Genomic DNA, 15,238 nt, shown 5'->3' on the forward strand with positions numbered 1-15,238 from the left:
CCCGGGCGCCTGGGGGGAGGTAGGGTCATAAGTGGTCGGGGACATCCCATACGCACTCGCCGGCGTCGAAACCCGGCGTACCAACGAGGAGATCGGTTCGTGACGATCCGCGTAGGCATCAACGGCTTTGGCCGCATCGGTCGTAGCTATTTCCGCGCGCTGCTGGAGCAGGGCGCGGACATCGAGATCGTGGCTGTCAATGACCTGGGTGACACCGCGACCACCGCTCATCTGCTGAAGTACGACACCATCATGGGCCGCCTCAAGGCAGAGGTGAGCCACACCGCCGACACGATCACGGTGGACGGCAAGACGTTCAAGGTGCTCTCCGAGCGCAACCCGGCCGACATCCCCTGGGGTGAGCTGGGCGTCGACATCGTCATTGAGTCGACCGGCATCTTCACCAAGAAGGCCGACGCCGAGAAGCACATCGCGGGCGGCGCCAAGAAGGTCCTCATCTCGGCTCCGGCCAAGGACGAGGACATCACCATCGTGATGGGCGTCAACCAGGACAAGTACGACCCGGCGAACCACAACGTCATCTCCAACGCCTCCTGTACCACCAACTGTGTGGCGCCGATGGCCAAGGTTCTCCTGGAGAACTTCGGCATCGTCAAGGGCCTGATGACGACGGTCCACGCGTACACCAACGACCAGCGCATCCTGGACTTCCCGCACAAGGATCTGCGCCGTGCCCGCGCCGCCGCCGAGAACATCATTCCGACCACCACGGGTGCCGCCAAGGCGACCGCCCTGGTGATCCCGGAGCTCGAAGGCAAGCTCGACGGCATCGCGATGCGCGTCCCGGTCCCGACGGGCTCCGTCACCGACCTCGTGGTCGAGCTGGAGCGCGAGGTGACCAAGGACGAGGTCAACGCCGCGTTCCAGAAGGCCGCCGAGGGCCAGCTCAAGGGCCTCCTCGACTACACCGAGGACCCGATCGTCTCCTCGGACATCGTCAACTGGCCGGCCTCCTGCACCTTCGACGCCTCCCTGACCCTGGTCCAGGGCAAGAGCGTGAAGATCATTGGCTGGTACGACAACGAGTGGGGCTACTCCAACCGGCTGGTCGACCTGACCACCTTCATCGGCGGTCAGCTCTGACACCGGTCCGTAGGCAACCTCCGATGTGAACGACAGGGCTCGTGCGGCGCGACGTGGCGCTGACCGGGCCCTGTCGTCCGTGTGCTGTGTGCTCGCTCTTCTGTGTGCTCGCTACGTCGCGGGACGTGGAGCCGCTCTCAAGGAGTCACTGATAGATGAAGACGATCGACGAACTTCTCGACGAAGGGGTGGCCGGCAAGCGCGTCTTCGTCCGGGCCGACCTCAACGTGCCGCTCGAACAGGGTGCCGGCGGCGCCACGATCACCGACGCCGGCCGGATCCGCGCCGTGCTGCCGACCGTCACCAGGCTCGCCGAGGCCGGCGCGCGGGTGGTCGTGGCCTCGCACCTCGGCCGCCCGAAGGGCGCACCCGACCCCGCCTTCTCGCTGGCTCCCGCCGCCGCTCGTCTGGGTGAACTCCTGGGCGCCGACGTCGCGTTCGCGACCGACACGGTCGGCGACGCGGCGAAGGCCGTCGTCGCCGCTCTAAAGGACGGCCAGGTCGCCGTCATCGAGAACCTGCGCTTCAACGCCGGTGAGACGTCGAAGGACGACGCCGAGCGCGGCGCCTTCGCCGACAAGCTCGCCGAGCTGGCCGACCTCTACGTCGGCGACGGCTTCGGCGCCGTCCACCGCAAGCACGCCTCGGTCTTCGACCTGCCGGCCCGGCTGCCGCACGCGGCGGGCGATCTGATCGCCACCGAGGTCGGTGTGCTGAAGAAGCTCACCGAGGACGTCGCGCGGCCGTACGTGGTCGTCCTCGGCGGCGCCAAGGTCTCCGACAAGCTCGGGGTCATCGACCATCTCCTGGAGAAGGCCGACCGCATCCTGATCGGCGGCGGCATGGCGTACACCTTCCTCAAGGCCCAGGGCTACGAGGTAGGCGCCTCGCTGCTCCAGGAGGACCAGATCCCGGCCGTCCAGGAGTATCTGAAGCGCGCCGACGAGCGGGGCGTGGAGTTCGTCCTGCCGGTCGACGTCCTGGTCGCGCCCTCGTTCCCCGACCTCAGGACGAAGGCGCCGGCCAACCCGACCACCGTCGCCGTCGACGCCATCCCGGCCGACGCGATGGGTCTGGACAGCGGTCCGCGGACCAACCGGCTGTACGCGTCGAAGCTCGCCGACGCGGCGACCGTCTTCTGGAACGGACCCATGGGTGTCTTCGAGCACCCCGATTACGCCGAGGGCACCCGGGCCGTCGCCCAGGCCCTGATCGACTCCGACGCCTTCACGGTCGTCGGCGGTGGCGACTCCGCCGCCGCCGTCCGGATCCTCGGCTTCGACGAAAACGCATTCGGCCATATTTCGACCGGTGGCGGCGCCAGCCTCGAATACCTCGAAGGCAAGACGCTTCCCGGCCTCGCCGCACTGGAGGACTGACCTACTGATGGCAGCTGCAACCCCGACCGAGAAGATCACCCGTACCCCGCTGATGGCGGGCAACTGGAAGATGAACCTCAACCATCTTGAGGCCATCGCGCACGTCCAGAAGCTCGCCTTCGCCCTGAGCGACAAGGACCACGACGCGGTCGAGACGGCCGTCCTGGTGCCGTTCACCGATCTGCGGTCCGTGCAGACGCTGGTCGACGGCGACAAGCTCAAGATCAAGTACGGCGCGCAGGACATCTCCTCGCACGACTCCGGCGCCTACACCGGCGAGGTCTCCGGGCCGATGCTGGCGAAGCTGAAGTGCGCGTACGTGGCCGTCGGCCACAGCGAGCGCCGTCAGTACCACGGCGAGAGCGACGAGCTGTGCAACGAGAAGGTGCGGGCCGCCTTCAAGCACGGACTGACCCCGATCCTGTGCGTCGGTGAGGGCCTGGACGTCCGCAAGGCCGGCGAGCAGGTCCCGTACACGCTCGCGCAGCTCGACCGCGGCCTCAAGGACATCCCGGCCGACCAGGCCGACTCCGTCGTGATCGCGTACGAGCCGGTGTGGGCCATCGGCACCGGCGAGGTCGCCACCCCCGAGGACGCGCAGGAGGTGTGCGGAGCGATCCGCGCCCGGCTCGCGGAGCTGTACTCGCAGGAGCTGGCCGACCGGGTCCGCATTCAGTACGGCGGCTCGGTGAAGTCCGGGAATGTCGCCGCGATCATGGCTCAGCCGGATGTGGACGGCGCCCTTGTCGGCGGTGCCGCACTGGACGCCGAGGAGTTCGTCAAGATCGTCAGGTTCCGCGACCAGTAAGTATGCGACGGCGCGGATCCGTCGTACCCTGACGGGGGCCGGGTCGGCATCTCACACATGCCGCCGGCCCCCGTTGTCCATTGCGGTCCTGTTCAGTCCTGATTCACTACCGAATCACATTCAATCCGAGAGAATTCCGGAAAGTAGGGTCCAGCCGTGATTATGGGGTTCTCGATCGCCCTGATCGTCTTCAGCCTGCTGCTGATGCTGCTGGTGCTGATGCACAAGGGGAAGGGCGGCGGCCTCTCCGACATGTTCGGTGGCGGTATGCAGTCGTCCGTGGGTGGCTCGTCGGTCGCCGAGCGCAACCTCGACCGCATCACCGTGGTCGTTGGTATGTCGTGGTTTGCCTGCATTGTCGTGCTTGGTCTGCTGATGAAGCTGGACAACTGAGCAGTCGTACAGTACGGCGCCGGGAGCGCGGCCTATCATGAGGCCCTGCGTCCCGGCGGTGGGGGTGTAACTCCACTCACTGGACGCGCGTTGGGCCATACGTACAGTGGGGCGCTCGACAGCGGAGCTGCCTCTCGACGCTTGATGCTTGCGGCACCATTCACGCAGGGAGTTACGACCGTGGCAAGTGGCAACGCGATCCGGGGAAGCCGGGTCGGAGCGGGGCCGATGGGTGAGGCCGAGCGTGGCGAGTCCGCGCCACGCCTGCGCATCTCCTTCTGGTGCTCCAACGGGCACGAGACGCAGCCGAGCTTCGCCCATGACGCACAGGTTCCGGACACGTGGGACTGCCCACGGTGCGGATTCCCGGCCGGCCAGGACCGGGACAATCCGCCGGACCCACCGCGCACGGAGCCGTACAAGACCCACCTCGCCTACGTACGTGAGCGGCGCAGCGACGCGGACGGCGAGGCGATCCTCGCCGAAGCCCTCGCCAAACTGCGTGGCGAGATCTAGATCGTGTCTGACACATAGCGCCGTCCGCCCGCACACGGCGTGGCGCCTCTCCCGGCAAGCCTTGCCCCCGGCCGGACACCCAAAGGTGTCCGGCCGGAGCCGTTTTCGTGGACGGCCGATTGTCAGTGGCATCCCCTACGGTCCGAACAGGAAGACCGAAAGGGAGAGTTGTGACGACGGACGAGGCGGCGGCGCGGACGGCGCCGGTGGCAGAAGAGGCACCTGCCGAAGAGGCGTCGGCGGCGCCGGCGCGGGTGCCCGCGTGGCGCGGGGGATTCGGACGGCTGTGGGGCGCCGCCGTCGTCTCCCGGTTCGGTGACTCGCTGCGTACCGCCGCACTCCCACTGCTCGCCGCGTCGTTGACCGACGACCCGCTGCTGATCGCCACGGTGAGCGCCTGCGGCTATCTGCCCTGGCTGCTGTTCGGACTGCTGGGCGGTGCCGTCGCCGACCGGGTGGACCAGCGCCGCGCGATGTGGGCCGTCGACCTGGCGCGCGGCGTCCTGATGGGGGGCTTCGCCGTCGCGGTCGCCCTCGGCCACAGCACCATCGCGCTGCTGCTCGCGCTCGCCTTCCTGCTCGCCACCTTCCAGACGCTGTTCGACAACGCGGCCACTGCCCTGCTGCCCTCCGTGGTGCCCCGTGACGCGCTGGCCGGCGCCAACGCCCGCCTCATGACCGGCCAGCAGGTCGCGAGCGGCTTCCTCGCGGCGCCGCTGGTGCCGACGCTGCTGATCCTCGGCGCCTCCGCGCCGTTCGCCGTCAACGCCGCCACCTATGTCGTCGGCGCGCTGCTCATCGCGTCGCTGCGGACCGCCGCTCCGGCGACACCCCCGAAGGCTGCGGGCAGCACCCTGCGCGCCGAGATGGCGGAGGGGATGCGCGCCCTGTGGCGGGACGGCGCGCTGCGCGGCCTGTCCGTGGCGACCGCCCTGACGAACATCGGCATGGGCGCCCTGATCGCGACCCTGGTCCTGCACGTCACCGGCTGGCTGGACGCGGGCAACAGCGGCTTCGCGGCGGCCATCACCGCGTTCGGCGTCGCCAATGTGGCCGGCGGGCTGGTGGCACCGCGGCTCGCGGTCCGGATCGGGCGGATACGGAGCATCCTCGTCGCCGGGACCGTCCAGACCTGCGCGCTCGTCGCGCTCGGGACGGTCCGTGAACTGTGGGCGGCCATCGCCGCCATGGCGGTGTTCGGGGTCATGAGCATGGTCTGGAACGTGAACCAGGCGACGCTGGTCCAGGAGCGGAGCCCCGCCGAGATGCTGGGCCGGATCAGCTCCGCCTTCCGTACGCTCTCCATCGGCGGGGCACCGCTCGGCGCGCTGCTGGGCGGTCTGGTCGCGGGCGCCTGGGGGCTCAACACGCCCGCGCTGCTGGCGGCCGGTACGTTCACGCTCGCCGTCGCGTCGCTCGGCGCCCTGATCAATTAGGTTGGGTGGGCAGCTGGGCACCGCACTCACGCAGGCACTCCCGTACGAGAAGAAGTGGGCTGAAGCAAGATGTCCGACAAGAAGGCAGAAGGCCGCGCCAGGCTCAACCGGACGCCCCAGTGGAGCGCGCTGGGCAAGCATCGTGAGCAGCTGGGGGAGACGAGTCTGCGGGAGCTGTTCGCCGAGGACCCGGCGCGCGGCACCGGCTTCACCCTCCAGGTCGGTGACCTCTACGTGGACTACTCGAAGCAGCTGGTGACGGACGAGACGCTCACGCTGCTGCGTGAACTGGCGGCGGCCACCGGCGTCGCGGAGCTGCGCGACGCGATGTTCCGCGGCGAGAAGATCAACACCACCGAGGACCGGGCGGTGCTGCACACCGCGCTGCGCGCCCCGCGCGACGCGGTGATCGAGGTCGACGGCGAGAACGTCGTGCCCGGCGTGCACGCCGTCCTGGACAAGATGGCCGCCTTCTCCGAGAAGGTCAGGGCGGGCGAATGGCTCGGCCACACCGGCCGGCCCATCCGCAATGTCGTCAACATCGGCATCGGCGGCTCCGATCTCGGCCCCGCGATGGCCTACGAGGCGCTGAAGTCCTTCACCGACCGCGCCCTGACGGTCCGTTTCGTGTCGAACGTCGACGGCGCCGACCTGCACGAGGCCGTGCGCGATCTCGACGCGGCCGAGACGCTGTTCGTCATCGCGTCCAAGACGTTCACCACCATCGAGACCATCACCAACGCCACCTCGGCCCGCAGTTGGCTCCTGACCGAGCTCCAGAGCGATCAGGAGGCCGTCGCCAAGCACTTCGTGGCGCTGTCCACGAACGGCGAGAAGGTCGCCGACTTCGGCATCGACACCACGAACATGTTCGAGTTCTGGGACTGGGTCGGCGGCCGGTACTCGTTCGACTCCGCCATCGGTCTCTCCCTGATGATCGCGATCGGACCCGACCGCTTCCGCGAGCTGCTCGACGGCTTCCACCTCGTGGACGAGCACTTCCGCACCGCCCCCGCCGAGTCCAACGCACCGCTGCTGCTCGGCCTGTTGGGGGTCTGGTACGGAGGGTTCTTCGACGCCCAGTCGCACGCCGTCCTGCCGTACAGCCACTACCTGTCCCGGTTCACCGCGTATCTCCAGCAGCTCGACATGGAGTCCAACGGCAAGTCCGTGGACCGCGACGGCGAGCCGGTCCAGTGGCAGACCGGACCGGTCGTCTGGGGCACCCCCGGCACCAACGGGCAGCACGCGTACTACCAGTTGATCCACCAGGGTACGAAGGTCATCCCCGCCGACTTCATCGGCTTCGCCCAGCCGGTCGACGACCTGCCGCACCGGCTGATCGCCCAGCACGACCTGCTGATGGCCAACTTCTTCGCCCAGACCCAGGCGCTCGCCTTCGGCAGGACGCCCGACGAGGTGCGGGCCGAGGGCGTCCCCGAGGAGCTGGTGCCGCACAAGACGTTCCGGGGCAACCACCCGACCACCACCATCCTCGCCGAGTCGCTGACACCCTCCGTACTCGGCCAGCTCATCGCGCTGTACGAGCACAAGGTCTTCGTGCAGGGCGCGGTGTGGAACATCGACTCGTTCGACCAGTGGGGCGTCGAGCTGGGCAAGGTTCTCGCCAAGGAGATCGAGCCGATCCTCACCCGCATCGAGGACGGACGCGACAGCTCGGCCGACCAGCCGCTGGACGCCTCGACCGCGGAGCTGGTCGCGAAGTACCGGGCGCTGCGGGGGCGTTGAGCCGATGACGGAGGGGGAACGGCGGCTCAGGCCGCCCAGCAACACACTGAACGAGCGGGCGGTCACCTGGTGGCGCGCGCAGTGGGCGCTGCTCACCCTGGTGCCGGTGGCCGTCCTCGCGGTGCTCGGCTGGCTCATAGCCCCGGCCCGCACCTGGCTGCTGGTACCCGCCGCCGTCCTGGCCGTACTGGGCCTGGCCTGCGCGGTGTTCCTGCCGAAGTGGTGGTTCCGGGTGCACCGCTGGGAGGTGACGGACAAGGCGGTCTACGTCCGTACCGGCTACTTCTGGCAGGAGTGGCGGATCGCGCCGATGTCCCGGATCCAGACCGTGGACACCGTACGGGGCCCGCTGGAGCAGCTGTTCAAGCTCTCCACCGTCATCGTCACCACCGCCTCCTCCAAAGGAGCGGTACGGATCGAAGGACTCGGCCATGATCTGGCCGCCGAGCTGGCCGAGCAACTGACACACATCACGCAGGCGACGCCCGGGGACGCGACGTGAGCACGGTCGACGAGGCCGCGCCCGGCCAGGAGTGGCGCAAGCTCGACAAGCGCACCGTGCTGGTCACCGCCCTCGTCATGACCGGCGTCGCGACCGGCGCCGGAGTACCCACCGCCGTCGGCCTGTCCGGCGCCATGGGGGTGGCGCGCGCCCTCGCCTGGGTGCTGCCCGCGGCCCTCCTGCTGATCGTCGGCGGCACCGGCGGCGACTACGTCCGCTGGCGCCGTACCCGCTACCGCACCGGCCCCGAGCGGGCCGAGCTGCACACCGGACTGCTGCTGGTCAAACGCCGCTCACTGGCCCGTGAACGGATCAGGAGCGTCGACCTGACGGCCAATCCCCTGCTGCGGATCCTCGGCCTGGTGAAGGTCCGGATCGGCACGGGCGAGCAGGCCGGCGGCGAATCCACCCTGGAACTCGACCCGGTCACCCGCGCGGAGGGCGAGCGACTCCGTACGGAACTGCTGGACCGCACCCCCGCCGGCACCGCCGGGGCGCACCGGGACGGCATGCTGGCCGCCCTCGACCCCCGCTGGATCCGGTACGCGCCCGTCTCCTTCGTCGCGCCCCTGCTGGGCGGGGCGGCGGCGGGCGGCGTGCTGCAGGTCAGCGAGTGGTTCGGGGTCCAGCACGAGGTGCTGGACTGGATCGGCGACCGGTTCCGGGACACCTCGATCCCCATGATGATCGTGGTCCTCGTCGTCGCGGCGCTCCTCGCCGGCATAGTCGGCGCGCTCGGCCTCTGGGTCGAGATGTGGTGGAACTACCGGCTGGAGCGCGAGCCCGGCGGCACCCTGCGCGTCCGGCGCGGGCTCTTCACCGCCCGGTCCGTCTCCATCGAGGAGCGCCGGCTGCGGGGCGTGGAACTGGTCGAGCCGCTGGGCGTACGGCTGGTCGGCGCCGCGCGGGTCGACGCCGTCGCCACGGGCCTGGCACAGGACTCCGACGACCAGCACGCCGACCTCAAGACACTGCTGCCCGCCGCGCCGAGGGCCGCCGCCGACGAGGCGGCCGCGCGGGTCCTGCGGGAGACGTCCTCCCCGACGAGCACGGCCGCACTCACCGCGCACCCGCGCGCCGCCCGCGGCCGGCGGCTGCGCTGGGCGGTGGGCTCCGCGCTGGTGCCGGTCCTGGTCCCGCTGCTCCTCGGCCTGCTGCTCGCGAGCGGCGTACTGCTCACCGTCGCCGCCGTCTGCGCGGTGCTGCTGCTGCCGGTCGCGGTGCTGCTCGCGCTCGACGCGTATCGCAGTCTCGGGCACGGTCTCAGCGGCGCCTATCTGGTCGCCCGCTCGGGCACGGTCCGCCGCTCCACCGTCGCGCTCCAGCGGGGCGGGGTGATCGGCTGGACGGTCAAGCAGTCGTACTTTCAGCGCCGGGCCGGGCTGTTGACGCTCACGGCGACGACGGCGGCGGGGGAGGGCGCGTACGACGTGTACGACGTGGCGCAGGGGGAGGGGCTGGCGTTCGCGGCGGACGCGGTGCCGGGGCTGCTGGAGCCGTTCCTGGAGAAGTAGCGGATGCGGGTACGCCGCGCGGGACGGTTTCCCCGACCCGGCCCGACCCGACTCGACTCGACCTGCCCCTTCCCTCAGCCGGGGTTCCGCCCCGGACCCCGCGCCTCAGACCCCGCCGAGGCCGGATGTCGCCCAGCTCGCCCGGACCAACTCCCTTTCCGTGCTGGTGAGATGGAAGGACGCGGCGAGCCAGGCCGACGCGTAGCGGTCCGTTTCGTCGTCGCGGATCCGGCCGAAGGTGTCGCGGGTACGGCGGTCCGCCTCGAAGCTGAGAGCGCCGGTCAGCTCGGCGGCGGTGTGGAACCCGGTGGCCCCGAGCGCGGCGGCGTCCCCGCGCGAGCCGCCGTTACGGGCCGACTCGGCGACCGCCCGGCGCCCGCCGGTCACGGCGAGTTCGGTCAGGCGGCGTACGCGCCAGACGGGGGAGTCGGCCAGCATGTCGGGCCCGGTGTGCTCGGGCGCGGTCGGAGGGCAGACGTCGGGCGGCGGGAGATGCGCCCCCTGAAGCCGGTCGTAGCCCAGGTCGGCACGGTCCAGCCACTTCGCGGGCAGGCGCAGGGTCGCCTCGGTGCCCGGTACCGGTCCGACAGCCAGCGGACGCAGGGTGGCGGCCCGCTCGGGGTCGATCCGTCCCACCACGCGGACCCGGAGGCCGGGGCGGCCGGCGAGTTGCCGCAGATTGGCCGTGTGCGCGAGGTCCGGGTGCGGGTGGGCGGCCATCAGACGGATCAGTGGCCCGGTCGGCATATCGGCGTCCGGGTGCGGCAGTTCGCGGGCGAGCAGCTGATCGCCCACGGCGCCGGTGATCACCAGATCGCAGCCGATCGGTTCGCTGATCCGCGCGGTCGGCTCCGCTGCCGGGCCGGGCTCGGTGGAGAACCTCTCGGCCACGGTCTCGGCAGGGCGGCGGGCGAACAGGGCGGCAGTCGGTCCGGACGACCAGGGCAGCCCGGCCACCGGGCTGGACCTGACACCCTTGCCGGAGCCGAGCCGGCCGTCGGGGGAGATCGTCGCGCCGTTGATCAACAGGCCGCCTCGGGACAGCTGGAAGTGGTCGAGGACCGTCGCACCGACAGTGACCGGGGCCGTCGCCGCGCCTCGTGCGCGTGCCGAACCGCCGGGCCTGACGTCGGCCACGGAGAACCAGCGGTTGTCGTCGCTGACCAGATGGGTGACCACACCGCCGTACCCGGTGGCGCTGATCACGGGCTCCCGGCAGACGCCGTAGACGCGCAGCGCACCCCCCGGCCGGTAGCCGCGGCGGGCGGTGCCGATCAGTGCGGGGGCGCTGTTGCCCGCCGCCAACAGGCCGGTGGTGAGGAGCAGTTCACGCAGCGCCGCGACCAGGTCGGTCAGCCGGTGGCCCGCATGGCCCACGCGGGCTTCGCGCAGGCCGCGCACCACGCGCAGGGCGGCGGCCTCGGCCCGGTGCAGTCCGGCCAGCCGGGCGGTGTGGGCGGCGCGCAACAGCTCCGCCTGCGCCATCGCGCCTGCGGCGGGCACACCGGCCGCGAGCACGGCCGTGGCGGCGGACCACAGTCCGGACGCGGCAGTGACGCGGGCGGGGCTGAGAGGGACGACGGGTGTGACGGGCTCGGGTGCCTCGGGTTCGGCTTCGGCGGCGGCTTCGGAGCCCGGTCCGGCTGCGGCGGGTTCGGATTCCGCTACGGCTACGGCTACGGCTACGGCTACGGCTTCGGTGGCCGGTTCGGGCGCGCTTTCCGGGTCGGCCACCGGGCACGCCCCGAGGACGGCCGCCCGGTGCAGACAGCGCGGCGCCAGCAGGCAGGTGCAGTGCGCCTGGTCAGGGTCGGTGACCGTGCCGGACGGGCCGGGGGAGAGGGTGACCACCGCGTCCTCGCCGCATCTCACACTGATGCCGCCGTCGTCCCCACCGTCGGGGGCGGCCGTGGTCGCCGGTACGGCGGCGTACCGCTCGATCGCCCCGTCGAGCTTCTTGAGCAGCCGGGCGGTCAGACCTTCCACGGCGCCGGCGACCACCTCCCCGGCGACCGGGGGCAGGGGGACGGTCCGGTCGGGCGATGTCATCGGTTCTCCCCGCGGAGACGGTCGCCCACCCAGCGGGCGAGGGCGAGAGGGCTGAGGGCGGCGACCGGCATGCCGGCTGCCACGAGTTGCCGCGCGACAGGCACCGAGTAGCGCGGTGCGCCGGTGTCGTCCAGGGCCGCGCAGCCCATGAGGTGGACGCCGGACGCGGCGAGTGCACGCACCTCGCCGAGCAGCCCGCCCGCCCCGTAGCCCTCCTCGAAGTCGCTGACGACCACGACGAGGGTGCGGGTCGGCACGGTCACCAGGGAACGGGCGTGGGCGAGTCCCGCGGCGATGTGCGTGCCGCCGCCGACGCGTACCTCAAGGAGCAGCGACAGCGGATCGCTGACCCGGTCCGTCAGGTCGATCACCTCGGTGGAGAAGGTGAGGAAGTGGGTGGAGAGGGTGGGGACACCGCCCAGGACGGCGGCGGTCAGCGCGGACCAGATGACCGATGCCTCCATCGATCCGGACACGTCGACCACGAGGATCAGCCGCCAGTCCGACTCGCGGCTCGTGCGGGTGCTGAACACCGGACGCTCCGGGACGACGACGGTACGCCCGTCGTCGAGGCGGCGCGTATGGGCCAGGTTGGCCCGCAGGGTGCGGGGCAGATCGAGCCTGCCGCCGGGGCGGCGGGTCGGCCGGGGGTTCGCGAGCCCGGTGAGGGTGGGGCGGAGCCGGGTGGCGAGCTCCCGCGCGAGCTCGTCGACCAGCCGGCGTACGAGTGGCCGCAGTTGTGCGAGTTGCTGCTCGGGCATACCTCCGGCCAGCGAGAGGACGGATGTCAGCAGTTCGATCGACGGTCTGACGTACGCGGGGTCGAGTTCGGCGATGACCTCCGTACGACCGGCGTCCGCCGCCCTGGCGAGGACTTCCTCGCGGACGTCCGTCGCGAACAGGGCGTCGAGTTCCTTCGCCCATTCGCGGGCGGTGGGGAAGGACTTGCCCTGACCACCGCCGTCGCCCGCCGCGCCGGGCGGCCCGTCCGCGATGTCGGCGGAGCCTTCGCCGCGCCCGGTGCCGTACAGCTCGTCCAGCGCGTACGCGTAACGGCGGGCGCTGTCCGGGAGTTGGTCCCTCTCCCGGCCCAGGAGCAGTCGCCAGCGGTCGGCGGGTGCGAGGGCGTGTTGCGAAAGTGGCGCCGTCCGCCCGGAGGTCGGGGCCGACGGCGTCTGGTGCGTGCGATCGCAAGGCGGAGGATCGGCGGTGTGGATGGCCCGGCCGTACTTTGGCGAGTCCGACAACGCGGCGAGTGTGCGTGCCGGGCGTCGTCGGCCAGGCGGGACTTCCGCAACACGCCCTGGGCGCCCGGAGTCGTCCAGGGGGCGGCTTGTACGCGTGCTGGTCGCCGCACTCCGCGAACCGGGTTCCGGATCACTGCCGGGTCCAGGCCCGACCGAAGACACCTCCGGCAACTCCAGCGCGGTCAGCGCGGCGAGGCCGGCGGCGTCCGCCGCCGTCCACAGGGCGACCAGTTCCGGTGGCGCGCTCAGCGTCAGGTCGGGGCGGTCGCCGAGCCGTTCGGTGACCGTACGCAGCAGCCGGCCCCGGTCGGCGGGCGTGAGGACGTCGAACCCACCGCGCAGCGCCGGAAGCCGGTGGAGAAAGTCCTGGTCGGGGAGGGCGTCGATCCGATCCAGAAGCGGCGTGAGCGCGGCCTCGGCGGATTGGAGGAGCGGTCCGGCGGCCGTCAGCAGGCCGGTGAGCAGCCCGGAGAGGCGGCGCCGTTCGTCCGGGCCGGTGGCCCCGTCGATCCAGCTCGCGACCCGGTCGCCCATGGCCTGCGGCGCGTCGAGGTCGAGCAGGACGCGGGTCGCCGCCGCGGCTCCCTGGATGACCGGTGAACCGGTCGTCGCGAGTGTGCTCAGCGCGTCGTCCATCCGCAGACCGAGGCGGTGCTCGCCGGCTCGGGTGGCGAGAGCGACCAGAGCGACGGCGTCCTGCGGGTCGTCACTGCCCGCGAGACCGGGGAGTCCGCGTACGGCGGCCTCCAGCAGGACCACGGCGAGGTCGGAGGCCATACGCCGGGTGTCCGCGGTGGTGCCCGGCAGGTGTCCCTGCCGCAGGGAGTGCAACAGGTCCAGGGCGTCGAGGAGTTCGGGCAGGGCGGCCGACGACGGCAGCGCCTCGGCGGCCTCGGCGAGGCGGCCGGCGACCAGCTCCGGCAGATCGCACCGCGCCGCGTCGCGCAGCCCGGTGAGCATCTGAGCGGCGGTGGGTCCGCCCTCCGCGTACTGCGCGTGCGCGGTCTCGCGCAGCTTTCCGGCCGCGGCGACGGCCGCGGTGACACCGCGTACACCCGTCAGATCGAGCCGGGCCGGGACCATCGGTGTCCACGACGCCTGCCACCGGGTGCTCAGACCGGCGGAGTCGCCCGTACGAGCCACCTCACCGGAGGTGCAGTAGCCGACGTCGCAGACATCGAGGCGGTTCAGCAGGACTTCGCGGCGCCCGTCCAGCTCCGACCGGAGCGGGTCGAGACGTACCTCGCGGGATTCGGGGTTCTCCGGGCCCGGGAGCCGCAGCGCGGCGAGTTCGGCCTCGACGGCCGGGCCGAGCCCGGAGCGTGGTGTGCCGGGCGCGACGCGGCCCCGGTCGGTGCCCACCAGGATCGTTTCGAGGGCCCGCGCCAGGGCCCGGCCCCGGCCCAGTGGTTCGCCCTGGCCGAGGACGGTGGTGACGGCTTCAAGCAGCTCGCCGCGTCCCGGTGCGGGCAGCGACCTCAGCCGCGCGAGGTCGTCGGCGAGCCGCAGGGTCTCGACGGCCTCGCCGGTGCCGGCGGTGTGGCCGGCGGACCGCATCGCCCGGCACAGCCCGGTGATGGCGGTGGCGGCGGCGTCACGTACCCGCTCGGGCACCCCACCGGCCGCGAAGACGGCCTGCTGCCAGCGCGGATCCCGGATCCCGGCGGGGTAGCCGGAGCGGGAGTCGAGCAGGGGGAAGGTGTACGGCACGAGAGAGGTGACGGGCGAGGTACCGGCTCCGTCCGCTCCTTCGGCCGCGCCGGCCGCGTCGTGAGCGCCGGCCGCGCCGGTCCCGACTCCCGGCTCCGTGCCCGGCGTTACGAGTGCCGGTGCGTGGAAGGCGCCGACGACCGCCGCCACCCGGCGGGTGCCGCCCGACGCCTCGGCGATCACGCGGCGCATGTGCTCCTCCCGGGCGAGGTCGGAGGAGGCCACCCCACTCCGTGCCGACGCGTCGCGGCGCAGCGCCCAGCCCACGCCGAGCGCGGCGCGGCGTACGGCCTCCGGCGGGCAGCCGGGGGCGCGGACCTCGACCGTCCGGTCCCACAGGTCGTCGCCGTCGCGGCCGGTGCCGGACGAGCCCAGTGCGGCGGCGAAGGCCGGTCCGGGCAGCTCCCGGTCCGGCCCTGCGTCAGGACCGGCGTCCGAACCGGTGGGCGGGCCGGCGTCCGCCCCCGTCGCTGTCCAGCCCGGATCCGACAACGGCAGGTCGCAGCAGCGCACTTCGACGCCGTGGTCCCTGGCCCAGCGGACGGCCACGAGCTCCGGTGAGAAGTCGGCGAACGGGTAGAAGCCGAGCCGCCCGTCCGGATCGGCGCCCGCGAGCGCGACCGGCGCCAGGGTGCCCGGGTCGGCGAGGTGGGTCAGCCACGGCTGGAAGTCGGCCGGCAACTCGACGCAGACCACGTCGGCTCCCGAGGCGTCCAGCAACGCGGGCAGTGCGGCGGCCAGCGCGGGGCTGTGGTGCCGTACCCCCAGCAGATACGGCGCCACGCAGCCCGCGAGTGTGTCCACCGCGTCGCGGGGGTCGCCGCCGGAGCC

General features: G+C 71.9%; 11 protein-coding genes. 9 read left to right on the forward strand and 2 right to left on the reverse strand.

The features are described 5' to 3' along the window. Positions 1-99 precede the first annotated feature (99 nt). The 9 genes from gap to OG700_RS30810 all read left to right on the forward strand — a co-directional run bounded on the left by gap (position 100) and on the right by OG700_RS30810 (position 9,401). Positions 100-1,104, forward strand: a complete 1,005-nt coding sequence (gene gap, locus OG700_RS30770) for a type I glyceraldehyde-3-phosphate dehydrogenase (protein ID WP_405619257.1) — start codon at positions 100-102, stop codon at positions 1,102-1,104. Between the two features lie 155 nt (positions 1,105-1,259). After that, entirely contained in the window at positions 1,260-2,483 is a 1,224-nt protein-coding gene (locus OG700_RS30775) for a phosphoglycerate kinase (protein WP_405619259.1), read from the forward strand. A gap of 7 nt (positions 2,484-2,490) precedes the next feature. Then, positions 2,491-3,291 (forward strand): triose-phosphate isomerase, encoded by an 801-nt coding sequence (gene tpiA, locus OG700_RS30780; RefSeq protein WP_405619261.1) that lies wholly within the window; start codon positions 2,491-2,493, stop codon positions 3,289-3,291. A gap of 156 nt (positions 3,292-3,447) precedes the next feature. Continuing rightward, a complete protein-coding gene (gene secG / locus OG700_RS30785; protein WP_354607055.1) occupies positions 3,448-3,684 on the forward strand; it encodes a preprotein translocase subunit SecG in 237 nt (78 codons plus the stop codon). A gap of 180 nt (positions 3,685-3,864) precedes the next feature. Continuing rightward, positions 3,865-4,200, forward strand: a complete 336-nt coding sequence (locus OG700_RS30790; RefSeq protein ID WP_405619263.1) for an RNA polymerase-binding protein RbpA — start codon at positions 3,865-3,867, stop codon at positions 4,198-4,200. A gap of 254 nt (positions 4,201-4,454) precedes the next feature. Beyond that, positions 4,455-5,636, forward strand: coding sequence for an MFS transporter (locus tag OG700_RS30795; protein WP_405622095.1), 1,182 nt, complete (start codon positions 4,455-4,457; stop codon positions 5,634-5,636). Between the two features lie 69 nt (positions 5,637-5,705). Further along, positions 5,706-7,385, forward strand: a complete 1,680-nt coding sequence (gene pgi, locus OG700_RS30800) for a glucose-6-phosphate isomerase (RefSeq protein ID WP_405619265.1) — start codon at positions 5,706-5,708, stop codon at positions 7,383-7,385. Positions 7,386-7,389: 4 nt separating this feature from the next. Next, the gene (locus tag OG700_RS30805) at positions 7,390-7,887 is read left to right on the forward strand and encodes a PH domain-containing protein (RefSeq protein ID WP_405619267.1); all 498 of its coding nucleotides are present in this window, start codon (positions 7,390-7,392) and stop codon (positions 7,885-7,887) included. Then, positions 7,884-9,401, forward strand: coding sequence for a PH domain-containing protein (locus OG700_RS30810; RefSeq protein WP_405619269.1), 1,518 nt, complete (start codon positions 7,884-7,886; stop codon positions 9,399-9,401). The genes OG700_RS30805 and OG700_RS30810 overlap by 4 nt, the downstream gene beginning before the upstream one ends. Before the next feature lie 105 nt (positions 9,402-9,506). Here the strand turns inward: OG700_RS30810 and OG700_RS30815 are convergent, their stop codons facing one another. Beyond that, positions 9,507-11,450 (reverse strand): hypothetical protein, encoded by a 1,944-nt coding sequence (locus OG700_RS30815; protein ID WP_405619271.1) that lies wholly within the window; start codon positions 11,448-11,450, stop codon positions 9,507-9,509. Next, the gene (locus OG700_RS30820; protein WP_405622097.1) at positions 11,447-15,211 is read right to left on the reverse strand and encodes a vWA domain-containing protein; all 3,765 of its coding nucleotides are present in this window, start codon (positions 15,209-15,211) and stop codon (positions 11,447-11,449) included. Before OG700_RS30820 ends, OG700_RS30815 begins: the two co-directional genes overlap by 4 nt. Positions 15,212-15,238: the final 27 nt, after the last annotated feature.

Source organism: Streptomyces sp. NBC_01508, assembly GCF_045040315.1.
Classification (GTDB): Bacteria; Actinomycetota; Actinomycetes; order Streptomycetales; family Streptomycetaceae; genus Streptomyces.

Bases quoted from the DNA above. Each gene is read 5' to 3' on its own strand.
- OG700_RS30775 (WP_405619259.1), top strand. From the start codon at position 1,260: ATGAAGACGATCGACGAACTTCTCGACGAAGGGGTGGCCGGCAAGCGC.
- tpiA (WP_405619261.1), top strand. From the start codon at position 2,491: ATGGCAGCTGCAACCCCGACCGAGAAGATCACCCGTACCCCGCTGATG.
- pgi (WP_405619265.1), top strand. From the start codon at position 5,706: ATGTCCGACAAGAAGGCAGAAGGCCGCGCCAGGCTCAACCGGACGCCC.
- OG700_RS30805 (WP_405619267.1), top strand. From the start codon at position 7,390: ATGACGGAGGGGGAACGGCGGCTCAGGCCGCCCAGCAACACACTGAAC.
- OG700_RS30815 (WP_405619271.1), bottom strand. From the start codon at position 11,450: ATGACATCGCCCGACCGGACCGTCCCCCTGCCCCCGGTCGCCGGGGAG.